Annotated in this window: 23 protein-coding genes and 1 tRNA gene; 10 read left to right on the top strand and 14 right to left on the bottom strand. The window is 64.9% G+C overall.

All coding sequences use genetic code 11. From position 1 onward, the window contains the following. Positions 1–39: 39 nt before the first annotated feature. Both J2X19_RS15370 and J2X19_RS15365 read right to left on the bottom strand, forming a co-directional pair. Positions 40–498, bottom strand: a complete 459-nt coding sequence (locus J2X19_RS15370; RefSeq protein ID WP_116608518.1) for a CYTH domain-containing protein — start codon at positions 496–498, stop codon at positions 40–42. Continuing rightward, positions 488–955, bottom strand: a complete 468-nt coding sequence (locus tag J2X19_RS15365; RefSeq protein ID WP_310374440.1) for a MarR family winged helix-turn-helix transcriptional regulator — start codon at positions 953–955, stop codon at positions 488–490. The genes J2X19_RS15370 and J2X19_RS15365 overlap by 11 nt, the downstream gene beginning before the upstream one ends. 127 nt (positions 956–1082) lie before the next feature. On the opposite strand from J2X19_RS15365, the gene J2X19_RS15360 reads away from it, so the two are divergent. Then, the gene (locus J2X19_RS15360; protein ID WP_310374438.1) at positions 1083–2357 is read left to right on the top strand and encodes an MFS transporter; all 1275 of its coding nucleotides are present in this window, start codon (positions 1083–1085) and stop codon (positions 2355–2357) included. Between the two features lie 67 nt (positions 2358–2424). Here J2X19_RS15360 and J2X19_RS15355 read toward each other — a convergent pair whose 3' ends face one another. From J2X19_RS15355 to J2X19_RS15340, 4 genes are all read right to left on the bottom strand, one after another. After that, a complete protein-coding gene (locus J2X19_RS15355) occupies positions 2425–3306 on the bottom strand; it encodes a pirin family protein (RefSeq protein WP_310374436.1) in 882 nt (293 codons plus the stop codon). 34 nt (positions 3307–3340) lie between these two features. Then, a complete protein-coding gene (locus J2X19_RS15350) occupies positions 3341–3895 on the bottom strand; it encodes a flavodoxin family protein (RefSeq protein WP_116608522.1) in 555 nt (184 codons plus the stop codon). A gap of 64 nt (positions 3896–3959) precedes the next feature. Beyond that, positions 3960–4364, bottom strand: coding sequence for a DoxX family protein (locus J2X19_RS15345; RefSeq protein WP_116608523.1), 405 nt, complete (start codon positions 4362–4364; stop codon positions 3960–3962). Positions 4365–4415: 51 nt separating this feature from the next. Beyond that, entirely contained in the window at positions 4416–5117 is a 702-nt protein-coding gene (locus tag J2X19_RS15340; protein ID WP_310374432.1) for a pirin family protein, read from the bottom strand. Between the two features lie 130 nt (positions 5118–5247). Between J2X19_RS15340 and J2X19_RS15335 the strand changes: the two genes are divergently transcribed. The 5 genes from J2X19_RS15335 to J2X19_RS15315 all read left to right on the top strand — a co-directional run bounded on the left by J2X19_RS15335 (position 5248) and on the right by J2X19_RS15315 (position 9985). Next, complete coding sequence (locus J2X19_RS15335) at positions 5248–6189, top strand: LysR family transcriptional regulator (protein ID WP_116608525.1); 942 nt, start codon at positions 5248–5250, stop codon at positions 6187–6189. A 118-nt stretch (positions 6190–6307) separates the two neighbouring features. Continuing rightward, positions 6308–7378: an NAD(P)/FAD-dependent oxidoreductase gene (locus J2X19_RS15330; protein WP_116608526.1), complete on the top strand. Its 1071-nt coding sequence runs from the start codon at positions 6308–6310 to the stop codon at positions 7376–7378. Between the two features lie 6 nt (positions 7379–7384). After that, complete coding sequence (gene gluQRS / locus J2X19_RS15325; protein ID WP_310374427.1) at positions 7385–8335, top strand: tRNA glutamyl-Q(34) synthetase GluQRS; 951 nt, start codon at positions 7385–7387, stop codon at positions 8333–8335. Between the two features lie 52 nt (positions 8336–8387). Then, a complete protein-coding gene (gene trmB / locus J2X19_RS15320; protein WP_310374425.1) occupies positions 8388–9113 on the top strand; it encodes a tRNA (guanosine(46)-N7)-methyltransferase TrmB in 726 nt (241 codons plus the stop codon). Next, positions 9110–9985 carry an RluA family pseudouridine synthase gene (locus J2X19_RS15315; RefSeq protein ID WP_310374423.1) on the top strand — a complete coding sequence of 292 codons (876 nt, stop codon included), beginning with the start codon at positions 9110–9112 and terminating at the stop codon, positions 9983–9985. Before trmB ends, J2X19_RS15315 begins: the two co-directional genes overlap by 4 nt. Here the strand turns inward: J2X19_RS15315 and J2X19_RS15310 are convergent. The 3 genes from J2X19_RS15310 to J2X19_RS15300 form a co-directional block, all read right to left on the bottom strand. After that, a complete protein-coding gene (locus J2X19_RS15310; protein WP_310374421.1) occupies positions 9975–10271 on the bottom strand; it encodes a hypothetical protein in 297 nt (98 codons plus the stop codon). The genes J2X19_RS15315 and J2X19_RS15310 overlap by 11 nt on opposite strands. A 77-nt stretch (positions 10272–10348) precedes the next feature. Continuing rightward, on the bottom strand, positions 10349–11065 hold the full coding sequence (locus J2X19_RS15305) for a response regulator (RefSeq protein WP_310374419.1): 717 nt from the start codon (positions 11063–11065) through the stop codon (positions 10349–10351). Between the two features lie 173 nt (positions 11066–11238). Then, positions 11239–11583, bottom strand: coding sequence for a hypothetical protein (locus J2X19_RS15300; RefSeq protein ID WP_310374417.1), 345 nt, complete (start codon positions 11581–11583; stop codon positions 11239–11241). A 239-nt stretch (positions 11584–11822) separates the two neighbouring features. On the opposite strand from J2X19_RS15300, the gene J2X19_RS15295 reads away from it, so the two are divergent. Beyond that, positions 11823–14357 (top strand): ATP-binding protein, encoded by a 2535-nt coding sequence (locus tag J2X19_RS15295; protein ID WP_310374415.1) that lies wholly within the window; start codon positions 11823–11825, stop codon positions 14355–14357. Positions 14358–14533: 176 nt separating this feature from the next. Then, entirely contained in the window at positions 14534–16048 is a 1515-nt protein-coding gene (locus J2X19_RS15290) for a methyl-accepting chemotaxis protein (RefSeq protein WP_116608533.1), read from the top strand. Positions 16049–16103: 55 nt separating this feature from the next. Here J2X19_RS15290 and J2X19_RS15285 read toward each other — a convergent pair whose 3' ends face one another. The 4 genes from J2X19_RS15285 to J2X19_RS15270 all read right to left on the bottom strand — a co-directional run bounded on the left by J2X19_RS15285 (position 16104) and on the right by J2X19_RS15270 (position 23110). Next, positions 16104–17351 (bottom strand): GGDEF domain-containing protein, encoded by a 1248-nt coding sequence (locus tag J2X19_RS15285; RefSeq protein WP_116608534.1) that lies wholly within the window; start codon positions 17349–17351, stop codon positions 16104–16106. A gap of 15 nt (positions 17352–17366) precedes the next feature. Continuing rightward, complete coding sequence (locus tag J2X19_RS15280; protein ID WP_310374412.1) at positions 17367–18470, bottom strand: ABC transporter substrate-binding protein; 1104 nt, start codon at positions 18468–18470, stop codon at positions 17367–17369. A gap of 76 nt (positions 18471–18546) precedes the next feature. After that, positions 18547–21174: an alanine--tRNA ligase gene (gene alaS, locus J2X19_RS15275; RefSeq protein ID WP_310374410.1), complete on the bottom strand. Its 2628-nt coding sequence runs from the start codon at positions 21172–21174 to the stop codon at positions 18547–18549. 253 nt (positions 21175–21427) lie between these two features. Next, the gene (locus J2X19_RS15270; RefSeq protein WP_310374408.1) at positions 21428–23110 is read right to left on the bottom strand and encodes a diguanylate cyclase; all 1683 of its coding nucleotides are present in this window, start codon (positions 23108–23110) and stop codon (positions 21428–21430) included. Between the two features lie 230 nt (positions 23111–23340). On the opposite strand from J2X19_RS15270, the gene J2X19_RS15265 reads away from it, so the two are divergent. Next, positions 23341–23414 (top strand) — tRNA-Gly (locus J2X19_RS15265). 18 nt (positions 23415–23432) lie between these two features. Here J2X19_RS15265 and J2X19_RS15260 read toward each other — a convergent pair. Further along, entirely contained in the window at positions 23433–23591 is a 159-nt protein-coding gene (locus tag J2X19_RS15260) for a hypothetical protein (protein ID WP_310374406.1), read from the bottom strand. 552 nt (positions 23592–24143) lie between these two features. Here J2X19_RS15260 and J2X19_RS15255 point away from each other — a divergent pair. After that, positions 24144–25319, top strand: a complete 1176-nt coding sequence (locus J2X19_RS15255) for a PQQ-dependent sugar dehydrogenase (protein WP_310374404.1) — start codon at positions 24144–24146, stop codon at positions 25317–25319. Positions 25320–25325: the final 6 nt, after the last annotated feature.

The following is a 25325-nucleotide window of genomic DNA, read 5'->3' as shown; positions in this document are numbered from 1 at the left end:
TAATACCTGCGCTAGAGGCCAATTTCTTATAAATTCTTGCTACCAGGCGCTGAATGGCGTGGTGGCCAGGTTCGAGTTGAAATAGCGCGCGTCGTCGGTCACCTCGCGGCCCAGCCAGGCCGGTCGCTCGAATTGCTGGTCTTCCGACGCCAGTTCTATCTCCGCCACCACCAGGCCGGCGTTCAGGCCTTCGAACTCGTCCACCTCCCAGGTGGAGCCCGCATGCACCAGCACCCGGCGCACCTTCTGGATGATCGGGCCCTCGCACAGCGCCAGCAGCTGCTCGGCATCGGCCAGCGGAATCTCGTATTCGAACTCGGCCCGGGTCGCACCCCGGTTGGCCCCCTTGATGGTCAGAAAACCCTGCGCGCCGGCGATGCGGACCCGCACCGTGCGCTGCTTGTCGCGGTTCAGATAGCCCTGGCTGAAGACCGTGCCCGCGCCCTGGCGCCAGTCGCTGCCGGTGACCAGGAATTTGCGTTCGATTTCAATGGCCATCGGGTGTGCTCTCTGCGGCCTCGCCGGCCATGCGTTCGATGTTGTCGTTCATGCGCGCCAGAAAGGCGCCGAACTGCGCAAGTTCTTCTGGCGTAAAGCCGGCCAGCGCCTGGCTGGTCAGTGCGTCCATCTGCCGCTTGGCCCGGGGTAGACGCTCGGAGGCGATGGCCGTCAGCGAGATCAGCCGGCTGCGTTTATCCTGCGGATCGGGCAGGCGTTCGACCAGGCCGTCGCGTTCCATGCGGTTCAGCAGTTGCGCCATGCTGGGCTGCTCGACCTGGGCTATGCGCGCTAGCTCGGCCTGCGACAAGGCCTGCCCGTTCTTCAGGCTGACCAGCACCGGCAGCTGGCCGGTGGCCAGGCCGAACGGCCGCAGTTCGACATCGGCGAGCCGGTAGAAGCCACGCGTGACCCGGCCCAGCAGCTTCATAGGATGGGGTACGTGCAATTCAGTCATGTGCCTCTGCTTGACAGTACATAGGAGGCTATATTAATATACATAGGAACCTATTAAGAAATGCAAACATACCGCATCATAGGCACCCGCCTCCTGGGTTGCCATTCCGGAATGCGTAACGACACCCATGCCAACACCACCCTCTTTCCCCGCCGGCGCCGCGCCGGCCACCTTTACCCGCTACCAGCGCTTTGTGGCCGGGCTGCTGGCCTTCCTGCAGTTCGCCGTGATCCTGGACTTCATGATCATGTCGCCACTGGGCGCGCTGATCATGCCGGCACTGCAGATGTCGACCCAGCAGTTCGGCCTGGTGGTGTCGGCCTATGCGTTCAGTGCCGGCGCCTCCGGCCTGCTGACCGCCGGCTTTGCCGACCGCTTCGACCGCAAGAAGCTGCTGTTGTTCTTCTACACCGGCTTTGTGCTGGGCACGCTGTGGTGCGGGCTGGCGCAGAGCTTCGAGGCGCTGCTGGCGGCCCGTATCGTCACCGGACTGTTTGGCGGCGTGATCGGCTCGGTGGTGCTGGCGATTGCCACCGATTTGTTCGCGCCGCAGCTGCGCGGCCGGGTGATGGGCGTGATCCAGACCGCCTTCGCCGCCAGCCAGGTGCTGGGTTTGCCGGCAGGCCTGTATCTGTCGAACCACTGGAACTGGCATGCGCCGTTCATCGCCATGGTGGTACTGGGCACCGTAGGTGGGCTGGTGATCGCCTGGCGCATGCAGCCGGTAGCCGACCATCTGGCTGTGCGCCAGGAGAAAAGCGCCTTCCTGCACCTGGTGCACACCGTGGCCGAGCCGCGCTACCTGGCGGCGTTTGCCACCACCGCGCTGCTCACCACCGGCGGCTTCATGCTGATGCCCTTCAGCAGCGCGTTCACTGTGCACAACCTGGGCATCCCGCTGGAGCGGCTGCCGACCATCTACCTGATTACCGGCATGTGCACCATCTTCATCGGGCCGCTGATCGGCAAGGCCGCCGACGCCTGGGGCAAGCTGCCGGTGTTTCTGGCGGGCAGCGCGCTGACTATCGTGATGGTGCTGATTTACACGCACCTGCAGGCCGTGCCGTTTGCGCTGCTGGTGCTGGTCAACGTGGTGATGTTCGTCGGCATCTTCTCGCGCATGATTCCGTTCCAGGCGTTGGTCAGCTCGGTGCCCGACGCCACGCAGCGCGGTTCGTTCAACGCCATCAATGCGGCGATCCAGCAGCTGTCGGGCGGCGTGGCCTCGCTGGTGGCCGGCCACATCGTGTCCTTCGGCGCCGATGGCAAGCTGCAGCACTTTCCGGTAGTCGGCTATGTGGTGGTGGCGTCCACCCTGGTGGCAGCCAGCCTGGCGTGGCGGGTACACAAGGGTATCCAGCAGCGCAGCGCGGCCCCTGTACCGCAGGGCGTTGCCGGTTAAATGCTATTGAAATAAGAGCTGCCAGCGTAGGCAGTATCTGCGCTAACGGCCTATTTCTTATTAATTTCTAGGCAGCCGGCCGGCGCTCGGGCAGCGGGATGAATTCCGCATCGCCGGGCACGGGGGCCATGCGCTGGGCCTTCCAGTCTTCTTCGGCCTGCTGGATGCGCTCCTTGCGGCTGGAGACGAAGTTCCAGCTGATGAAGCGATGGCCGTCCAGCGCGTCGCCGCCCAGCACCACCAGGCGCACAGCGGCCGGGGCGCAGATTTGCGTGGCCTGGCCGGGCGTCAGCAGCGCCAGCGTATGGGCTGGCAGCAGCGCGCCGTCGATTTCCACATCGCCGTCCACCGGGTACACCGCCAGCTCCTGCGCCAGCGGCGGCAGCTCCAGCAGGCCGCCGGTGGGCAGCGCGATGTCCAGGTAGATCGTCGGCGCGAAGGTGGCCACCGGCGAGGTCTGGCCCCAGGCCTGGCCGATCAGCACGCGCACATCGGCGTCGCCCACCGTCAGCTCGGGAATCGCCGCCGCGGGGGTGTGGGTGAAACTGGGTTCGACTTCCTCGTACGCCTGCGGCAGTGCCGCCCACAGCTGGATGCCGTGGTTCACGTAGGTTGCGTCTTTGAGCGCCGGCGATTGGCGCTCGGAATGGACGATGCCGCGCCCGGCGGTCATCCAGTTGATGGCGCCCGGCTCGATGAGTTGCACCGAGCCCAGGCTGTCGCGGTGCAGCATCGCACCTTCGAATAAATAAGTGACCGTAGCCAGGCCGATATGCGGGTGTGGCCGCACGTCGTGGCCGGCCCCCGGCAACACGGTGACCGGGCCGAAGTGGTCGAAAAACAGGAACGGGCCGACCGACTGGCGTGGCGCCGAGGGCAGGAAGCGGCGGACCAGAAAGCCGCCGCCCAGGTCCTTGGCGTGGCCTGTCAGTTGTAGTGCGATACCCATGGCCCGGCTCCTGTTCTAAATGGAAGCTGACAGCTTAACCGCGAAACTTGGTGGCGATTTCGGCCACGCGCTTGCCGAACAGGCTAGCGGTTTCCAGGTCGCCCGGCAGCATTTCGGCTGCGCTGGCATCCGATGGCGACTGGGCCATGGCGCCGCTGAAGGTGCCCAGGTAGCCCACGTCGTTGCGCTGTGCAGCCTTGGTGTTGGCCGGCATTTGCGCCGTGCCGACCCACACGCCACCGTGTTGCATGGCCAGGGTGATCAGGTACTGGATGGTCGACAGCTTGTCGCCGTTCATCGAGGCGCTGTTGGTAAAGCCGGCAAAGATCTTGTCCTTCCAGGCCTGGCCAAACCAGGGCTTGCTGGAGGCGTCGGCAAACTTTTTGAACTGCCAGCTGACCATGCCCATGTAGGTGGGCGAGCCCATGATGATGGCGTCGGCCGCGGCCAGGGTTTCCCAGGCGCCTTCGGCCAGGTTGCCGTCGGCATCGATGGGCACCAGGGTGGCGCCAGCGCCTTCGGCAACCGATTGCGCCATGCGCAGGGTGTGGCCGTAGCCAGAGTGGAATACAACAGCGATTTTTGCCATACAAACTTTCAAAAAAGTGGAGAAAAGTTAAACAAACGACACACGGGAAATACTGTAGCCAAACTTATTTACGGCCATCCAGGCTCCAGGCACCGGGGCCCCAGGCAGCCAGGGTCAGCAAGCCGCCGATGACGGCAATGTTCTTGATGAACAGCAGCTGGGTCACCATGGCAGCTTCGGCGGGCACAGCCCAGAACGCGTGGAAGAAGATGCTGGCTGCCAGGGTGAAGGCCGCCAGAACCAGCGCCGCCCAGCGGGTGCCCAGACCGAAGATCAATGCCAGGCCGCCGCCGACTTCGACCACGATGGCCAGCGCCGCGCCCAGCGTGGGAAACGGCAGTCCGACCGAGCCGATATAGCCCACGGTACCGGCAAAGCCGGTGATCTTGCTGATGCCCGCAGGCAGGAACAGCACGGCCAGCAACAGACGGCCCAGCAGGCTCAGAGGATTTTGGAGAGATGCAAACATGGAATTTCCTTCGGTTAAAAGTGGGTTAAGAGTTGAAACGGTTCAAAAAATTCAGGCAGCCAGGTCAAACACCAGAACCTCGGCTTGTTTGCCGTGGCGCAGTGTCAACGCAGACTCGTTTTCGATCAAGGCCGCATCGCCGGTAGATAGTGCCGTCCCATTGACTTCCAGCGCACCGCTGACCAGGTGCACATAGCTCTTGCGGGCCGGGTTCAGCGCCAGAGTCGCCGACTCGTCGCCATCCAGCAAACCCGCATATAGCGCCGCATCGGCGTGGATGGTCACCGAATCCTGGGCACCATCGGGTGATGCCACCAGCCGCAACGTGCCACGCTTTTCGCTCTCGGCAAAGCTCTTTTGCTCGTAGCTGGGCTGGATGCCTTTCACGTTTGGTTCGATCCAGATCTGCAGGAAATGCGTGGTCGCATTGTCGGCATGGTTGAACTCGCTGTGCTGCACACCGCGGCCGGCGCTCATGCGCTGCACGTCACCGGGCGGAATGGCTTTGACATTGCCCATGGTGTCGCGGTGCGCCAGCTCGCCTTGCAGCACATAGCTGATGATTTCCATGTCGCGGTGGCCATGGGTGCCGAAGCCGGCGCCAGGGGTGATGGTGTCTTCGTTGATCACCCGCAAATTGCCCCATCCCATGTGCTTGGGGTCCATGTAGCCGGCAAACGAAAAGCTGTGGTGTGACTTGAGCCAACCATGGTCAGCGTGGCCGCGGTCCTGGGATTTACGAATGGTCAACATAAAAGCTCCTTGGTTTGGTGAGGATCCGCTTGCCGAATCCATGGCCTGAACTTTAGGCCTGGGGTGCGCTCCTGCAGTCCACTGCATTTGATGGCATCATTCGAATAATTTCAACGGAAGTAGACTGACCATGCAAACAGCCCGCGATGTACTGACGCCCGACGCCCTCTCCATGCTGGTCACCATCCACACTCAGGGCAGCTTTGCCGCCGCCGCCCGCAGCCTGGGCATGGTGCCCAGCGCGCTCACCTACCGGGTGCGCAATATCGAAGACGCGCTGGACGTGCTGCTGTTCGACCGCAGCTCGCGCCAGGCCAAGCTCACCGTGGCCGGAGCCGAGCTGCTGCGCGAAGGCCAGCGCCTGCTGGAAGAAATCGACGCGGTGGCCAACCGGGTCAAGCGCGTGGCCACTGGCTGGGAGCCGCAGTTGACGATTGCAGTGGACAGCGTGATCTCGCGCTCCACGGTGATGGAGCTGTGCGAAGCCTTTTTTGCCATGAGCCCGCCGACCCGCGTCAAGCTGCGCGAAGAGGTGCTGCACGGCACGCTGGACGCGCTGGTCACCGGCCAGGCCGATCTGTCTATCGGGGTGGCGATGGAGATGAATTCAAACAGCAATATCCTGGGCGAGGTGCTGGGCACGATGCCCTTCATCTTCGCCGTGGCGCCGCACCACCCGCTGGCCAGCATGCCCGAGCCGCTGAGCGATACCTTGATCGAGAAACACCGGGCTGTAGCCGTGGCCGACTCAACCCAGCGCGGCAATGCGCTCACCTTCGGCCTGCTGGGTGGCCAGGATGTGCTGACCGTCCCCAGCATGCGCGCCAAACTGGAGGCCCAGCTGCGCGGCCTGGGCTGCGGCTTCTTGCCCGAGGGACTGGCGCGCCCTTACCTGGAGACCGGTCGCCTGGTCAGCCGCACGGTGGAGCGGCCGTCGCGCATCCTCAGCATCAGCTACGCCTGGCGTGCCGAAGCCGGCAGCACCCATGGCCGGGCCTTGCAATGGTGGTTGCAGCAGCTGAAAAGCCCGGCCACCCGCACCGCGCTGCTGGAGCGCCAGCAAAGCAATTAGGGATGTGCCATGCGCGCTAATTGGCTGCGTATGCGTGCCCGCCCCATTCCGGGTGCCGACTGCGTGTAGAGTGTGTCTGGTCGATTACCTGTAGCCACTTCATAGAAAACCAAAACATATGACATCCAAAACCAGTGCTACCGCTCCCCGCCAAATCGCCGTGATCGGTGCCGGCATGGCTGGCATCGCCTGCGCCCGCACGCTGGCACAGGCCGGGCACAACGTATCGGTGTTTGACAAGAGCCGCGGCGTGGCCGGGCGCATGGCCACCCGCAGCACCAGCTTTGGCACGTTTGACCACGGCGCCCAGTACTTCACCGTGCGCGATCCGCGCTTTGCGCTGGCCCTGGAAACCGCCAAAGGCGTGAGCAAGCCCTGGAGCGCCAACTCGGTCCGCGTGCTCGACACCTTTGGCCGCGTGGCCGCCGCCGCCCTGCCCTCGCGCGAACCGCACTGGGTGCCGGCACCCGGTATGAGCGCACTGGTCAAGCATTGGGCCAAGCCCTTGGTGGAGGACGGCCGGGTCGAACTGGAAACCCAGGTTACCCGCATCGAACGCGACCCCTTGAACAAAAAACAGTGGCAACTGCGCACCACCGGCATGCCCGGCGCCCCCGACGCGCAGCATGTGTTCTCCGGCTTTGACGCCGTGATCCTGGCCATGCCGCATCCACAGGTGCAAAACCTGCTGCAGAACTCGGCCCAGGCGGCCCGGTTGGTGCGCGACATCCACCACGTGCAGGTCGCCCCCTGCTGGACGCTGATGCTGGCGTTTCCGCAGGCCATCCAGCCCAACATGGCGCACCTGGGTCCGCAGTGGAACGCCGCCCGCAGCACCCACCACCGCATCTCCTGGCTGGCGCGCGAATCCAGCAAGCCCGGCCGCGGCGGGGTGGAGCGCTGGACGGTGCAGGCCGGCGTGGCCTGGTCACTGGAACACCTGGAAGACGATGCCGCCCGCGTGCAATCCAAGCTGCTGAAAGCCTTCACCGAAGTCACGGGCATCCGCGCTGAACCCGCCCATGCCGCAGTGCACCGCTGGCGCTATGCGCAGACCGTGCAGCCCCTGGGCCGTAGCCATCTGTGGGACGAAAAGTCCAACATCGGCGCCTGCGGCGACTGGTGCATAGGGCACCGGGTGGAAGATGCGTTCATCTCCGGCCTGGAGATGGCGCTGGCGATTGCCTGAGCGGACTTGGCGGTGCTCCCCGGGCGCTACATAGGCCGGTTCGCGCCCTCGCCCACCGGCCCCTTGCATGCCGGATCTTTGGTGGCTGCGCTGGCCAGCTGGCTGGACGCGCGTGCGCATGGCGGCCAATGGCTGGTGCGCATCGAAGACGTGGACACGCCACGCTGCGTACCGGGTGCCGATGCGCTGATCCTGCACCAGTTGGCCGCCTGCGGCCTGCTGCCCGATGCGCCGCCCACGGTCCAGTCGCAGCGCAGCGCCTTGTACCAGCAGGCGCTGGACCAGCTGGTCGTCGCGGGCTGGGCCTACCCCTGCGGCTGTTCGCGTAAAGACGTGGAAGCCGCCTGCGCCGCCCGCGGCCAGCTGCGCCAGCGCAATACCGAGCTGGTCTACCCCGGCACCTGCCGCAATGGCCTGCAGGGCCGGCCGGCCCGGGCCTGGCGTTTGCGTACCGATAAATTTATAAGAAACAAGGCGTTGGCGCATATTCCACCGGCGCAAGCTGCTATCAATTCAGTAGTGAGCGATGTACTGCACTGGAGCGACCGGCTGCTCGGCCCGCAGCAGCAGGACCTGGCGGCTGCGGTGGGCGACTTCGTGCTGCGCCGCGCCGACGGCCTGTGGGCCTACCAGTTGGCGGTGGTGGTGGACGATGCAGCCCAGGGTATCAGCCATGTGGTGCGCGGCCAGGACCTGGCCGACAACACGCCGCGCCAGATCCGCTTGCAGCAGGCGCTGGGCCTGCCCACACCGCAGTACCTGCATACGCCGCTGGTGCTGGGCGCCAATGGCGAAAAGCTGTCCAAGCAAAACGGTGCCCAGGCGCTGGACACGCGTGCGCCGCTGGCCACCCTGAACGCTGCAGCCCAGGTGCTGGGCCTGCCGCCGCAGAGCGACATCCCTGCCATGGCGCTGGCGCACTGGGTCAACATTTGGCGCAGCCGTTACGCAGCCTGAACCGGCCGGCTCTGTGCGGGGCGTGGCAGAAATGGAATATCCTCTGCCATCCATGCATAACGAACCCTCCCCCCTCAGCGTGGCGACCGACGGTGCTCCCGCTGCCGTGTCCCACCCCAAAACCATCAAGAGCTTTGTGCTGCGCGCCGGCCGTACCACCAGCGGGCAAGCCAAGGCCTTTGAAACCCTGGGTCCGCAATTCCTGCTGCCCTACCGCGCTGCGCCGCTGGACCTGGACGCCGCCTTCGGCCGCAGCGCGCCGAACATCCTGGAAATCGGTTTCGGCATGGGCGAAGCCACGGCCTCGATCGCCGCGCTGCTGCCCGAAAAGAACTTTCTGTGCTGCGAAGTGCACCAGCCCGGCGTGGGCGCACTGCTCAAACGCGTAGGCGAGCAAGGCCAGACGAATATCCGCATCTGCTCGCACGACGCCGTGGAGGTGATAGACCACATGCTGCCGCTGGCCAGCCTAGACGGCATCCACGTGTTCTTCCCCGACCCATGGCATAAAAAGAAACACAACAAACGCCGCCTGCTGCAAGCCCCGCTGGTGGCCAAGCTGGCGGCCCGCCTCAAGCCGGGCGGCTATCTGCACTGCGCCACCGACTGGCAGAACTATGCCGAGCAGATGCTGGAAGTGCTGGGCGCCGAGCCCTTGCTGAAGAACACCGCTGCCGACTATGCGCCCAAGCCCGACTACCGGCCACTGACCAAGTTCGAAAACCGCGGCATCAAGCTCGGCCACGGCGTGTGGGATCTGGTCTTCACACGGGTGTGATCCCCACGCGCGACGGCGTGGGCCCCAGCACCGTCGGCCTGCCCGGCGGCAGCTGGGCCACCGTCATCGATTTCTTTCTGCAGCGCTTCCCCACGGTAGACCGCGAAGTCTGGCTGCAGCGCATGCGTGACGGCCTGGTGCTGGACGAGCAGGCCCAGCCGGTGCCGCCGGACGCCGCCTACCGCCCCCATACCCGGCTCTACTACTACCGCCATCTGCCGCAGGAGCCGCGGATTCCCTTCGAAGCCCAAGTGCTGTTCCAGGACGCGCATCTGGTGGTGGTCGACAAGCCGCATTTCCTGCCCACCGTGCCCGCCGGCCGCTTTGTGCAGGAAAGCCTGCTGGTGCGGCTCAAGCAAAGCCTGGGCATAGACAGCCTCGCGCCCCTGCACCGGCTGGACCGCGAAACCGCCGGCGTCACCCTGTTTGCCATCCAGCCAGCCGAACGCGGGCTGTACCACGCGCTGTTCAAGCAGCGCGACGTGCACAAACACTACGAAGCAATTGCGCCCTGGCGCGACGGGCTGCCGGCGGTCTACCGCAGCCAGATCGTGCCGGGTGAGCCGTTTTTTCGCTACCGCGAGGCACCGGGCGAGCCGAATTCCGAAACCCATATTGCGCTGCTGGAGCGGCACGGCGACTGGGCGCGCTACCAGCTATCGCCGGTGACCGGCCGTACCCACCAGTTGCGGGTGCACATGGCGGCGCTGGGGGTACCGATATGTAACGACCGCTTCTACCCCGAGGTGGTGAACATTGCCGACGACGACTACAGCGCGCCGCTGCAGCTGCTGGCCCGCTCCATCGCCTTCGCCGACCCGATTTCCGGCCAGCCGCGCGCCTTCCAGAGTCGCTACACGCTCACGGTGTAGACGCCGCCGCGGGCGCATCCAGGCGCTCGTTGGGGTACAGCACGGTGGCCGCCATCGGCACGGCGGAGTCCACCATATCCGACACCAGGGTGGCGCCAGACGCATGGGCGGTGCTGGGGATGACCAGGTCTTCGGCCGCGTAGGCGGCGCCGATCTTGGGGGTCAAGAATATGCCCACCGCCACCATGGCAATGCAGAACACCAGCCAGGCCAGGGCCGACCACCAGGATTCTCGCCCGCTGCGGCGCCGGGGCATGGGTTTAGGGCGTACCGTTGTTGTGCGCATAAAGACTCCTGATTCCAAAATTTGCCTGGCCAGGGCGCCATGCCCCAGCGCATCAGATGCGATAGTTCCGTCTTGGTTCATTGAATTTGTGGCATATTGCCGGGTGCGGGTACGTAGGCGCCGGGGTCCAGTTCGCTGGTGTCGTAAACCATTTCGCCGCGCGCATGGGCCGCCAGCTTGCGGTAGATCTGCTTCACATGGACCAGCACCGAGGGCTGCGGACTGGCCGCCAGCTCGCCAATTTGCTCCAGAGTCATACCCCGGGCGATCCAGCGCAGGATGCCGGCCTCGCTGGCGGACAAGGGGTGGGTCGATTCGCGCAGCGGAAACGCCCAGGCCGAACCACTGCTGACGCCCGGCCGCAGCCGGAAGCGCCCCAGCACCCGGCGCGCCATGCCCGGGCTGATCGGCGCACAGCCTTCGCGCCAGGCGTGGATGTTGTCGGCCAGGCTGTCGGCCGCCGTTTCCTTGAACAAATAGGCGGTGGCACCGGCTTCGATGCAGGACAACACCTGTTCGTCATTGCCAAACTGGGTCATCACCACGATGTCCGACTCCGGAAAATGCCAGGCCGCATGGCGTATCACTTCGATTGCCGGCATGTCCTTGAGCTGCAGATCCACCAGCACCACATCGGGCGCGCACTGGTCCATCATGGCGATCGCGGCGGCGGCGGTGGATACGGCAGCCGCCAAGCTGAGTTCGGCATCCTGGTGCACGGCTTCGGCGCAGCGCAGCAAGCACTCGGACTGGCTTTCAGCGATCAGAACACTGGTGGATTTTTTGCGAAACATTGTTATTTTCCTGAACTCCCAAACACTGGCGGATGCCCACTGCAAAGGTTGCAGGAGCTGTGGCAAAAGACGTTGCAGGGCTGGCGGAGACGGATCTGCAGAGCTGCTTATCCGACGTATGGATCGGCGGGTTGATCGGTGCATCTTATGAAGGCTGTCCATTGCGCGCATCCTCAAAATTGACGAAGAACAATCGGGGGGTTGGGGGTTTCACCTTGCGAGTCGGAAACCGCTCGTGTAGGCTGCTGGCGCTGGCTTTTGGCCCCCTCCTGGGGTTGCTGCGGCAGGCTGGCAACCGCCGTTGAATGCTTGTCGAACAGGCCTATGGAAGCCAGGCTCTGGCGCACACCGTCGGGCTCGGCAAGCACCGGTATCAGGTGGCCGGCGACGGTGGCAAACAGCAGGCTGGCGGCGATCCACAGCAGCCCTGGGCGATCAAAATAATGTGGCTCGGCCTGGGCTGCCGGGGCGACCAACGGTTCGGATGGCTCGAAGGGTTCAAAAGGTTCGAAGTTCATAGGTTTTGTCCTTGACAATCGGTATGGCGGGGTGGCAGGTGCCAACAAACTGGACTTTCCTCTCATCGCGTTTCGCCGTCCTTAGGACACCTGAAGCCCGCCTGAAAACTTCTGAAACCGTGCGCTATCGCACATATCCGTCAAAATTCAGCATTTGCGCCAGATTGACAAAGCCGTTACGCAGCAGCAATGCGCCGCCTGCATAAACCATCATTTGCTATTGGGATAAGGGAGTTTTGTTGTTACACAGCTATCGTTTTGGCCGCTTTGAAGTGCGCCCCGCCCAGCGCGTGGTGCTGGTAGACGGCAAAAGCACCAACCCCGGCGCCCGGGCTTTCGATGTGCTGATGGCCTTGCTGCACCACCGCGACCGCGTGGTCTCCAAAGACGAGCTGCTGGACCTGGCCTGGCCCGGCCTGGTGGTCGAGGAAAACAACCTCCAGGCCCAGGTGTCGGCGCTGCGCAAGCTGCTCGGGCCGCAGGCCATCGTCACGATCCCCGGGCGTGGCTACCGGTTTGCGCTGGAAGCCAGCGACGCGGCGCCAGACATCGCCCAGCCGCCCTTGCCGCCACCGCCCAGCGCCCCCCAGCCCAACAACACCCACCTGCCCCTGGTGCTCACGCCGCTGATTGGCCGCACCCACGATGTATCCAACCTCGGCAACCTGATGGGCCAGCACCGCTTGCTGACCATCGTCGGAGCCGGTGGCATCGGCAAGTCGCTGCTGGCCCAGTGGCTGCTGCACGAGCGCCGCGGCGCCCACCAGCATGGCGTGGCCTGGGTTGATCTGGCATCGCAGACCTCGCCCGAGTTCGTCGCCAGCACGGTGGCCGGTGCTCTGGGCCTGCAGTCCGGCCACGGCGACCCGCTGAAGGGCCTGATGGAGGCCGTGCGCCCGCTGTCCATGCTGATCGCTATCGACAACGCCGAGCACCTGCTGGACGAGGTCGCGCGCATCCTGCAAGCCCTGCACCAGGCCGCTCCCCAGCTGCAGGTACTGGTGACCAGCCAGGCACCGCTGAAGCTGGCCAATGAATGGGTGTACCGGCTGGATGCGCTGGCCCTGCCCGAGCGCGCCACCACGCTGGACGAAGCACGCAACTTCGGCGCTGTCGCCCTGTTCGCCCAGCGCGCTCAGGCCGCCGACCGGCGCTTCGAACTGGGCCCGCAGAACCTGGCCACCGTGGTGGAGATCTGCCGCCGCCTGGACGGCCTGCCGCTGGCCATCGAGCTGGCCGCCGCCCGCGTGCCCTTGCTGGGCCTGGTGCCGCTGGCGAATTCGCTGAACGAGCGCCTGCGCCTGCTCAATGGCGGTGGCCGCGGTGCGCCGGCGCGGCAGAAGACCCTGCGCGCCGCGCTGGAGTGGAGCTATGGCCTGCTGGATGCCAGCGAGCAAACCGTGTTTCGCCGCCTGGGGGTGTTCGTAGGCGGCTTCTCGCTGGAAATGGCCCAGCAGGTGGTGGCCGACAAAGATCTCGACGCCTGGGCCGTGGTCGACGTACTGGGTGCCCTGGTCGATCGCTCCCTGGTGATTGCCGACGGTGGCGACACCCCGCGCTACCGCCTGCTCGACACGCCGCGCAGCTACGCACTGGAGCAGCTGGCGGCCGCCGGCGAAGATACTGCGCTGCGCCAGCGCCACGCCCAGGCCATGCGCCATTTGTTCGAACAGGCAGACCGCGATTTCTTCAGCGGCAAGCAGCGCATCGACGACTGGTATGTATCGCTGGCGCCGGACCTCAGCAATGGCCACGAGGCGCTGTCCTGGGCCATCCAGCACGATCCGCATACCGCCGTTGCCATCGCCCCCGGCCTGGCCGAGGCCCTGACCAGCGACCGCCGGCGCGAACGCCGCTTTGTCTGGCAAGCCACCGCCCTGCTGGTCACCGACCAGTTGCCGGCGGATTTACAAGCCCGCTGGTCGAGCCGGGCCGCATATTTCTGGGCCTACCGCCAGCCAGCGCTGGCCTGTCGCCTGGCGCGCCGCGCCGCCACGCTGTACCGGGCCCAGCCCGGCGAACAGCGCAACCTGTACCACGCGCTGGCGGCCCTGGTCTACGCACTGACCTACGGACCCGAACAGCGCCAGGAGCAGCGCGAGGTGCTGGCCGAGATGTGGGCATTGGAAGACCCGGCGTGGCCGCCCATCGTGCGCAGCTACGGCTTGTTTGCCTCGTTGACCTGCAACTTCATCGAAGGCCGGTTCGACCAGGCCATCGAGCAGCTGCTGCAAAAAGCCACGCTGGACGCGCTGGCCGGCTATTCCGAAGCCCTGCTGCGCGGCGAGGACATCATTGCCTACATGGAGCTGGCCGCGGGCCGCGTCGACGCCTCCATCAGCCGTTATTTGGCGCTGCAGGCGCGGCTGGCCGGCACCCGCCACATGGCCACCCTGCTGCTGGTGCAGCTGCACCTGACCGGCGCCTGGCTGGCCAAGGGCGATACCCAGCAGGCCCGCGCCCTGCTGGAAACCTGTTGGCCGCAGGTGCTGCACTTTGACGCCCAGGTCTACGCCGCCGACAACCTGGCCCTGCTGGCCGCGCTGGAGAGCCGGCCGCACACCGCCAGCCGCCTGCTCGGCTATGCCGACACGGTGCATGCCGCCCATGGCAAGTCGCGCGAGGTCAACGAAGCCCGCTGCGCCGAATGCGCCGAGCACCTGGTGCGCCAGCAGCTGGACGCCGCCAGCTTCGAGCGCCTGAAGACCCTGGGCACCGGCCTGCGGCATGACGATATTGCGGCCCTGGCCCTGGGCCGTGTCGACGCTGTCTGAATTTATAGAAAATCGGGCTCTGGCGCAGTAACAGTCTGCGCCAGACGCTACTTTATTGGTAGCAGATCATGCGCGCGACCCGGTACCGTGGCGTTGACAGTTTGCTGTAAGCACGTTCAGATACAAGCGCTGGGCGGCAAGACACCAGCAGTGCAATTACAAAGAGAGACAAACGCATGATTTTCGAAACCCTGTTTTCCCCGGGTCTGTGGCTGATGCGCAGCATGCGCCTGGGCGCCAAGCTGCTATTACTGGCGCTGGTGCTGCTGGCTACGCCGTTGGTGGTGCTGCTGCAGTACGTGTTCTCGGGCGGCGGCTCGACCGCTGTGGCCTGGCTCAGCGGCATCTGCGTGCTGCTGGCGCTGTACGGCCTGCTGGCATTCTTCATGAGCTTTACCCAGGACCTGGGCCAGGTGCGCCAGGCCATGGAGCAGCTGGTTAAGGGCGATCTGCGGCTGCGCCTGGTACTGCGCGGCAGTGACGAACTAGCCGGCCTGGCCGCCGCCACCCAGCACATGGGCGCCACCGTATCGGCCATGGTGGCCAATGTGCGCAGCAATGCGGCCTTCGTCGCCCATGCGGGCACCAGCCTGGCGAATGGCAACCGCGCCCTGTCCGACCGCACCGAGCAGCAGGCCGCCAACCTCGAACAAACCGCGGCCAGCGTGGAGCAGCTGTCCAGCACCGTGCAGGACACGGCCCAGACCGCCGGCCAGGCCAATACCCAGGCGGCCCGGGTGCGCGACGCGGCCAACCAGGGCGCGAGCAGCATGGCCGAAGCGATTGCCTCGGTCGAAGCCATCCAGAGCAGCGCCCAGCGCATGGACGAGATCGTCGGCGTGATCGACGGCCTAGCCTTCCAGACCAATATCCTGGCGCTGAACGCCGCGGTCGAGGCGGCCCGCGCGGGTGAATCGGGCCGCGGCTTCGCCGTGGTGGCCAGCGAGGTGCGTTCGCTGGCCCAGCGCTCGGCCGAAGCCGCCAAAGAGATCCGCCAGCTGATCGGCGCGTCCAGCAGCCAGGTGGGCTCCAGCGTGCAGAAGATCCGCACTGCCGGCAGCAATATGGACGCCATCGTCACCGGCATCCGCGACGTGGCCAGCAATATGGCGCAGATTTCCAACTCCAGCGCCGAGCAGAGCACCGGCCTGAGCGAGATCACCTCGGCCGTGCGCCAGCTCGACGAAATCACCCAGCAGAACGCCCAGATGGTCGACCACGCCGTCACCCAGGCCTCGACCCTGGAAAGCCGGGCCTCGACCCTGGTGGAAGCGGTGGCGCTGTTCAAGCTGCAGCAGGGCTCGGCCGAAGAAGCCCGCGCGCTGGTCGAAAAAGCCTTGGCGCACCGCCGGCGCGGCTCCCGCGACAGCTTTCTGCGCGAGCTGACGAATCCGGCCCAGGGCTTCCACGACCGCGACATGTATGTGTTCGTGCTGGACCGCAACGGCACCTATGTGGCGTTTGGCGGCAACCCGGCCAAGGTCGGTACCCGGGTGCAGGACATCGCCGGTATCGACGGCTCTGGCCTGCTGCAGTCCATCTACAACCAGGCCGAGCACGAACCGGGCTGGGTCGAATACGACATCACCAACCCGACCACCGGCCGGGTCCAGACCAAGATGTCGTTCGTACAGCTGGTGGACGATCTGGCCGTTGGCTGCGGGGTCTACAAGAACCTGGTGGTCAGCTAAGCCAATTTAAAGAAAATCGGGCTCTGGCGCTGATAGATATTGCGCCAGCAGCTATCTATTCAATAGCAGGCAGCTGCGGGAATATGCAGTTCCGGCCCGCGGCCTTGGCCTGGTAGAGCAGGCTATCGGCCAGTTGCACCAGCTCGGCCGATGCCTGGTCGTACTGCCACTGGGCCACGCCAAAACTGGCCGTCAGGTCGATGCGCTGGCCTTCGAACCACACAGGTTCGGCCTGCAGCAGTTGGCGCAGGCGTTCGGCGTTTTGCAGCGCGGTAGCCAGCACGGTTTCGGGCAGCACGATCAAAAACTCCTCGCCGCCCAGGCGCACCGTCCAGTCGAGCCGGAAGCGCGTGGCATTGCGCAGGTGGTCGGCGGTGGCACACAGCACGGCATCGCCGGCCGCATGGCCGTAGCTGTCGTTGATCTGCTTGAAGTGGTCCAGGTCCAGGCAGATCACCGAGAACGGCCGCTGGTAGCGGTGGGCGCGTTCGATTTCTTCCAGCAGCCGCGGCTCCAGCGTGCGGCGGTTGAAGCAGCCGGTCAGCGGGTCGGTGATGGACAGCACGTGGTTGGCCTCGGCCAGCGCTTCCAGCTGCTGGGTGCGCTCGGCCACCATCTTGTCCAGGTTGGCTATATGGGTGCGCAAGCCGTTCTGCAGCTTGGAAAAGCCGTGCGCCACCAGGTCGATCTCGTCGGTGTGGATGCGCCGCGGCCGGTCCAGCGCCAGGGGTTGCACCAGGGTTTGCGGCGTCAGCTCGCTGGCGAACTGGGCCAGGCGCTGCAGCGGTATCTGCAGCTCACGGCGCAGCAGGTAGGCGATCAGGCTGCAGATCAGCACGGTGAACACACCGTAGCCGGCCAGCACGGTCCAGGCGGTGTGCACCATTTCGTCGATAGCGAACTGCGGATTCGGCCACAGCCGCAGCTCGGCAATCACGCTCTTGCCTTGCGGCGCGGGAATAGCAATCCGTAGGCTGCTCGACTCGGGCTGTAGCGCCGCATTGCCCGCCTGGAACTGCTGGCCGGTGCCCACCGTGAGCATCACATAGCCAACCTCCGGGCGCTCGGCCATCATCGCCACCTGCTGCTGCACGGCCCGCAGCTCGATGTCCCACAGGCTGACCGATAGCAGCGGCACGCTGGTCTTGGCGATCTCGTCGGCCAGCCGTTCAAACTCTTTGCGCTGGTGCTGCAGCATGATGCCCACTTGCACCACAAACACCGCCACCATGCAGCACAGGGCCAGGCCCAGGGTGCGGCGTATCAAATGCCCGGCGAGCGATCGGAAAGGAAGGTTCGGCATGGGCGCAGTGTGCAATCAGCGCAGCAGTTGGGCAAACCCAAAGCTGTAGCGTGCCAGCTTGGGATTCAGCACCTTGCTGTAGCGGCGAAAGTCGATGCTGTCGTAGCGCTGGCCAAAGCGGGCTTCGAACTTGCGCGCCATGGCCGGGTCGAACAGCACGAACATCGAGGCTTCGAGCTGCAGGCCTTCGTCGGCAAAGTCGCGGCCGTGGTGGTAGTCGTAGAGCATCACCAGCGCCCAGGCGCCGGCGATGAAATGGCCACCGGCCAGCGCCGCCAGCCGGCCGGACTGGATGGCCTGCATACCGTCTGCCGAGGCGTTGATGCCGCTGAACCACATGTTCTTGCCCGGCGTGCCGCCGCGTTTTTCCAGCGCCTGCATCGCGCCAAAGGCCATCAGGTCGTTACCGGCCCAGACCAACCGGGCGGTGGGGTAGCGTTCGTACAGCCAGTCGGCTTGCTCGGCCGCCTTGTCGCGGGTCCAGCCCGCGTAAATGGTTTGCTCCAGCACCACGTCCTGGGCCTCGGCCACGGCGCGCTGCAGGCCTTCGTTGCGCCGCACCGAGCTGGGGGTGGAACGGTCGCCGGCGATCGCCAGCAGATGCAGCTTGCCGTCGGCCGCCTGGGCGCGGGCGCTACGCCCCTGCTGGATCAAGGCCTTGGCCGTCAGATAGCCGGCCTCCTCGGCCAAAGGCTCCAGCGAACCTATCCAGTCCTTGTGGCGCTGGCGTGGCCCGCCCAGTTGGGCTTCGTCGGCGGCAGACAGCCGGCTGAAGGCCATGAAGCATTTGATGCCCGAGCCGTCAAACAGCCGCAACAGCTCGGCACCGGTGGCGTTGTCGTTGGACAGGATCACGTAGTCGGGCCGCTGGGCCGGTGGCCGCGCCACCATGCTGCGGGCCAGGTCCAGCACCCGCAGGTGGTCGCGCTCGGCGTACTGCACCTCCAACTGCCAGTCCAGGCTGCGGGCTGCGACCTGCATGGCCTGCGTTGCGGCGACCCAGTAGGCTTCGTTCGATTTGCCGGGGTTGATGAAGGCCACCGTCACCGCATGGGCCGACCCGACCGCCAGCAGCGCCCAGCAAAGAAGCACGTAACGGATCAAGGTGTAGCGCTGCAAGCAAGGGCTCCCAGAAATTGAAAATGCGCAGCGGTCGGGCCGCCGCAGCGCCCGCCGGGTGCGCGGGCTGCCGGGCTCAGACCCGTTCTGCCACCCAGGCCTGCACGGATGCCAGCGCTGCTGGCAGCTTGGCCGGTTCGGTGCCGCCGGCCATGGCCATGTCAGGCTTGCCGCCGCCCTTGCCACCGAGCTGGCTGGCGACAAAGTTGGCCAGTGCGCCGGCCTGCACCTTGTCCACGCTGTCCTTGGTCACGCCGACAGCGATCTGCACCTTGTCGCCATCCACGGCGGCCAGCACGATCACGGCGGTTTTCAGCTTGTCCTTGAGCTTGTCCATGGTCTCGCGCAGGGTCTTGGTGTCGGCGCCTTCGAGCTTGGCGGCCAGCAGCTTGATGCCCTTGATGTCCAGCGCGCTGTTGACCAGCTCGTCGCCCTGGCTGGAGGCCAGCTTGCCCTTGAGCTGGGCGACTTCTTTTTCCAGCGCCTTGATGTTCTCCAAGGCCAGCGTGACGCGGGCTTGCAGCTCGGCCGGCTGCACCTTGAAGCTGCCTGCGGCTTGCGTCACGGTGCGCTCCAGGTCTTGCAGGTAGGCCAGGGCGCCCTCGCCGGTCACGGCTTCGATACGGCGCACGCCAGCGGCCACGCCGCCCTCGCCCACCACCTTGAACAGGCCGATGTCGCCGGTGCGCTGCACATGGGTGCCGCCGCAGAGTTCTTGGGTGCTGCCGATGCTCAGCACGCGCACGATTTCGCCGTACTTCTCGCCGAACAGCATCATGGCGCCGGTCTTCTGCGCCGATTCGATATCCATCAGCTCGGCCTTGGTGGGCGCGTTGGCCAGGATCTCGGCATTCACCAGGGCTTCGATCTGGACGATCTGCGCATCGGTGACCGGGGCGTTGTGGGTGAAGTCGAAGCGAGTCCGTTCGGCGTTCACCAGGCTGCCCTTTTGCTGTACATGGCCGCCCAGCACGGTGTGCAAGGCCTTGTGCATCAAATGGGTGACCGAGTGGTTGCGCTGGGTGGCAGCACGCAGTGCGGTGTTGACGCTGGCGGTGACGGTGTCGCCCACATTCAGCGTCCCGGCTTCCAAGGTGCCCTGGTGGCCAAACACATCGGCCTTGACCTTTTGCGTATCGCCCACGGCAAAGCGGGCCGAGCCGCTGGTGATCAGGCCTTCGTCGCCGACCTGGCCACCGCTTTCGGCGTAGAAAGGCGTGGTGTCCAGCACCACGGTGCCGGTTTGACCCACTTTTAATGCTGCAACGCTGGAACCATCTGCGTAGAGTGCTACGATTTTTGCAGTAGCCTCGAGCTTTTCATAACCCACGAATTGGTTGCCGGCGCCGGTGTATTCCAGGGCCCGGTCCATCTTGAACTTGCCAGCCGCGCGGCCCTTGGCTTTTTGCGCTTCCATGGCTGCGGTGAAGCCGGCTTCGTCTACCGACAGGCCGCGTTCGCGGCAGACATCGGCCGACAGATCGAGCGGGAAGCCGTAGGTGTCGTGCAGCTTGAAGGCCACGTCGCCGGGTAGCACCTGCACACCGCCTTCGAGGGCGGCGTTGAGGATTTCCATGCCCATTGCCAGGGTTTCGAAGAAGCGTTCTTCTTCGGCCTTCAGCACTTCGGCGATGCGCTCTTGCTGGGCGGCCATGGCTGGGTAGGCAGCACCCATCAGCGCCACCAGATCGGGCACCAGCTTGTGGAAGAAAGGCTTGGTCTGGCCCAGCAAGTAGCCGTGGCGGATGGCGCGGCGGATGATGCGGCGCTGCACATAGCCGCGGCCTTCGTTGCCGGGGATCACGCCGTCGCTGACCAGGAAGGAGGTGGCGCGGATGTGGTCGGCGATGACGCGCAGGCTCTTGTGGCCCAGGTCCTGTTCGCCGGTTTCACGGGCGGCGGCCTTGATCAGGGCGTCAAAAATATCGATTTCGTAGTTGCTGTGCACATGCTGCAGGATGGCGGCCAGGCGCTCCAGGCCCATGCCGGTATCGACGCAGGGCGCGGGCAGCGGCGTGACCGAGCCGTCTTCCGCCATGTTGAACTGCATGAACACGTTGTTCCAGATCTCGATGAAGCGGTCGCCGTCTTCACCGGGGCTGCCCGGGGGGCCGCCTTCGATGTGGTCGCCGTGGTCGTAGAAGATTTCCGAGCACGGGCCACAAGGACCTGTGTCGGCCATCATCCAGAAGTTGTCGGACTTGTAGCGGCCGCCCTTGTTGTCGCCGATGCGGATCACGCGCTCGGGCGGCAGACCGATTTCCTTGGTCCAGATGTCATAGGCTTCGTCGTCTTCTTCGTACACCGTGGCCAGCAGGCGGTCGGCGGGCAGCTTGTAGACCTCGGTCAGCAGCTCCCAGGCCCACTTTAGCGACTCGCGCTTGAAGTAGTCACCGAAACTCCAGTTGCCCAGCATTTCAAAGAAGGTGTGGTGGCGCGCGGTGTAGCCCACGTTTTCCAGATCGTTGTGCTTGCCGCCGGCACGCAGGCAAGCCTGCACCGAGGCCGCACGCACATAGGGGCGCTTGTCGGTGCCCAGGAACACGTCCTTGAACTGCACCATGCCGGAGTTGGTGAACATCAGCGTCGGGTCGTTGCCGGGCACAAGCGAGCTGCTGGCTACCACGGTATGGCCCTTGGAGGCAAAGAAGTCGAGGAAGGTCTTGCGGATGTCGGCAACGGTGATGGAGGCAGGGGTGCTCATAAGCGTGGGGTCTCGTTCAAATCGTTCTACGCCGCCAGCACAAAGCCAGGGCACACACAGGGGTGAATAGGGTCAATGGATTGAAATCAAGCCGGGAGCCGCGCAGGCCAACCCGAAGCGCGCAAATTTTAACAGCCGGGCGGCGCCGGCCATGGCGGCCAGGCCACCGCTGTTTGCTATGTTAAATATAGCTGCTTGCGCTGAAGGAATAAGCGCCAGCGGCCTGAATCTCTTATATCCCCGGCCCAGTCACTCAGGGCTTGGCCTCCACCACCCGGTTGCGCCCCGAATGTTTGGCCCGGTACAAGGCCTGGTCGGCGGCTTTCAACAAGGCGGTGGCGTCTGCACCGTGCAGCGGAAACTGCGACACGCCAAACGATGCAGTCGGCGCCGCCCGCCGCTGCCCAGCGTGCAACAGATCGATGGAAGCGATGGCGACGCGGATTCTTTCGGCCCGCTCCAATGCCGTGGCCAGATCGCACTCGGGCAGTATCAGCACCAGCTCTTCGCCGCCGAAGCGGCAGGCCAGGTCGCTCCCGCGGATGTTGTCGCGCACCTGGTTGGCCACGCTTTTCAGCAGCAGGTCGCCCGCATCATGCCCAAAAGTGTCGTTGACGCGCTTGAAGTGGTCCAGGTCCAGCACAATCAGCGACAAGGGCAAGCCCTTGCGCTCGGTTCGGCCCAACTCACGCTTCAGGGTCTCGTCCATATAACGCCGGTTGAACAGGCCGGTCAGCGGATCGATGATGGATTGCATGCGCAGCGTCTCGCGCAGCCGGACATTGCTCAACGCCAGCGCGATCTGCTCGGTCAGCCGATCCAGCATCTGCTGCTGGGCCTTCAGGCTGGCCTCGTCTTCCGCCAGGCCCTCGAAGTAGATCAGGCCGATCACCTCGCCCTGCGTGACCAGCGGAATGCACAGCCGGCCGACCGGAAACACCGCCTGCTGGGCGTAATGCGCGCAGCAGAGATCGCCGGCGTTGCGGGTCGCATGTGCCCTGCCCCGCTGCAGCGCCCAGCAGTCCTTGGGTTCGAGCTGCTCCACCGACGAGGAATTACCGCCCCAGGAGGCCTGGGCCTCCAGCAGGTCGCGCGAGCTGCGGTACAGGTAGACGGTGCCCGACATGCCTGGCAGCAGCTTCGCGCAGTAGCTGGCAATGATGCGCGAGGTCTCTGCAGCGGAGGAAATCGAGCCCAGCGCCTGCAGCATTTCTGCGCTGACCTCCATCTGCACATTGCGGCGCTCGGCTTCGGCCGCGCTACGCCCCAGGGTATTGGCGGTTTCCTGGACCAGGGCCGCGGTGGCCTGGCGCGCCTTCAACACCCGCGTCATCGCCACCATCAGCAGCGCCAGCAGCAGCAGGTTGGCCACGGTAGCACCGACTTCGACGGCAAAAGCATCCTGGGACTTGCGTTCCAGTTCTTGCCGCAACTCGCCGCGCCGGTTCGCCAGATGCGCTTGCTGCACGGCAATCAGCTGGCGCAAGGCGTCCATGTATTCCTTGCCGCGCTCGACGGCGATCACGGGTTCGGCCATAGCCAAGCCCTTGGCACGCCGCACCTCGATCATGTGCGCCATGTCTTTCAGCTTGAGGTCGACCATGCGGAAGATTTCTTCGAGAGCCGCCAATTCCTGCGGCTGTGCCTGGACCATCTGCAGCAGCGCTCCGCGCGCATCGGGAATCTCGCCCAGCGCCACGTGGTAGGGCTCCAGATAGCTGTCCTTGGCGGTAATCAAGAACCCGCGCTGGCCGGTTTCGGCATCGCGCAAGGCATCGATCAACTGCTCGAATTTCTCTTCTCGGTTTTGGATGCGGCCCAACTCGACCACCGTTGCCCGGGTCGACAGGCTGGCGCGGTACGGCACCACGGCGATCAGCAAAATCAAGACGAAAACCAGCCCGGCTGCGATGTTGAGCTTTTTTTCGGCGTCCATGGCTTTGCTTTTGGTGCGACCACTATGACCAGAAGAGAATGCCGGTCCATGGTGCTACAGCGCTGCCGCAGCCGCCAGCGCAATAACCAGTTACACCCGTTGCGAAGCCTGCCCCATCCGCCCTGCACCTCCCCATAGGCTGGCGACGCTACCGGGGCTCGGGTACACTGCTTTCAGCTTGGTGGTGGCACTGCTGACCGATGCCAGTCCAGCCGCCCACCAAACGCCAAGCGGGTGTAGTTCAATGGTAGAACGCTAGCTTCCCAAGCTCGATACGTGGGTTCGATTCCCATCACCCGCTCCATTGAGGGAGCTGCGCAATCTAGCTCGTTCTGAGGGCATCCCCGCCGCTACGGCGCCGAGCGCTGACCCTGCGCTCCCGGAACTCGGGAAACACATGGCTGTCGTAATGCAGCCGCTCGCGCATTTGCTGCAACTCTGTCAGCCCGGCCATCAGGTCGTCGTTTTCATCGATCCCCATGGGCAAATGGGAACGGGTCAAACGCTCGCAAACTAATTGAAACCGTGTCAGACATTCCTGCACCTGACTGTCGTGGCAAGCGCCGCGTAGCACCAGGCATATACGCACCATCTTCGGTAGTTCCAGCTTCCGGCCCAGCCGCGTACGCTCTATGAAGCGGGAATACGCACTCTCCAACTGTCTAAAGGTGCGCTCTAGTTCTTGGTGTGGCATAAAAAACTGCTCCTCCATCAAATCCAGCCTGACTCTGCATGCTTCTTATCAAGCAAATAGTGGTGCTGCAGCATGGATTCTCAAGCCGGAAAAACATTAAAGGAATAGGTATAAGCATTGCCCCGCATCCGTGCAGACCAGCATTGCAAATCCTAAGCGCCGACTCCAGCGACCGGCTGTGAGCATCTGTATTTTGCGTAACACATGCTCACAACGCCTAGTGGCGCCGCTGCGTAGCATGTCTCTCCATTCCATGGCCACAAACGGCGGCCAAACAAGCTATGGTTGAGCCCGGAAACCATCTCTTCCTGGCTTCTCGCTCATCCTTGGAGTACGCACATGCAACCGGCCCCCTCTTTGCACACCTTGCTATCCCGCACCCGCGTGCTCCACTCCGTGCTGGCCGCGGCGCTGTGCTGGGGTCTGCTGGGCTGTGGCGGCGGCGCAGGCCAGGCCGAAGCCCAGGTGCTGCAGCCCAAGATCAGCGTGCTGCGCAGTGGCTTGGCATCGCCCTGGGGGCTGGTGTTTCTGCCCTCGGGTGAGATGCTGGTGACCGAGCGCGGCGGGCGCCTGCTGCGGCTCAGCGCCGACGCGCAAACCAGTACCGAAATAAGCGGCATCCTGCCGGTCAATGCCGCAGGCCAGGGTGGCCTGCTGGGCCTGGCGCTGGACCCCGATTTTGCGACCACACCCTGGGTCTACTGGGCATTTTCCGAGCCCGGCACGGGCAGTGCAGCGGGCCTGACTGGCACCGCGGTGGCGCGCGGCCGTCTGGTGGACAATAGCTTGCAGAATGTGGCGGTGCTGTTCCGCCAGAGCCCCAAGACCTCGGGCAACGGCCACTACGGTTCTCGGCTGGTATTTGCCCGGGACAAAACCCTGTTCATCACCCTGGGCGAACGCCAGCTGGGCAGCCCGTCGCAAGACCTGGGGCAAACTTTGGGCAAGGTGGTGCGCATCCAGCGCGATGGCAGCATTCCCGCCGACAACCCGGCGCTGGGCGCTGGCGCCCTGCCCGGCATCTGGAGCCTGGGCCACCGCAATGTGCAGGGCGCGGCGCTGCACCCGGATACCGGCGAGCTGTGGACCAGCGAGCACGGCCCGCAGGGTGGCGACGAAATCAACATCACCCGCGCCGGCGCCAACTACGGCTGGCCGGTCAAAAGCTATGGTTGCAATTACGGATCACCGGTGGGTGACGCCTGCCGCATCGGCGGTGGCGTGCATACGCCAACCTTCGTCGAGCCGCTGACCTACTGGGTGCCGACCTCGGTGGCGCCGGCCGGCCTGCTGTTCTATACCGGCAGCCTGATTCCGCAGTGGAAAGGCAATCTGTTCTCTGGTTCGCTGGCCGGCCAGACCCTGTGGCGCATGGCTGTCAGCAACAGCGCGGTGCTGAGCCGCGAAGCGCTCCTCAGCGATTTGAAGGAGCGCATCCGCGATGTGGTGCAAGCACCCGACGGGGCCATCCTGCTGCTGACCGACAGCGGCAAGCTACTGCGACTGGCCCCTTGAATTAGC

The organism is Rhodoferax ferrireducens (genome assembly GCF_031458075.1).
Taxonomy (GTDB): Bacteria; Pseudomonadota; Gammaproteobacteria; order Burkholderiales; family Burkholderiaceae_C; genus Rhodoferax_B; species Rhodoferax_B ferrireducens_A.
The sequence above is the reverse complement of the archived record's forward strand: the minus strand, read 5'-3'. Positions and strand labels throughout refer to the sequence as shown.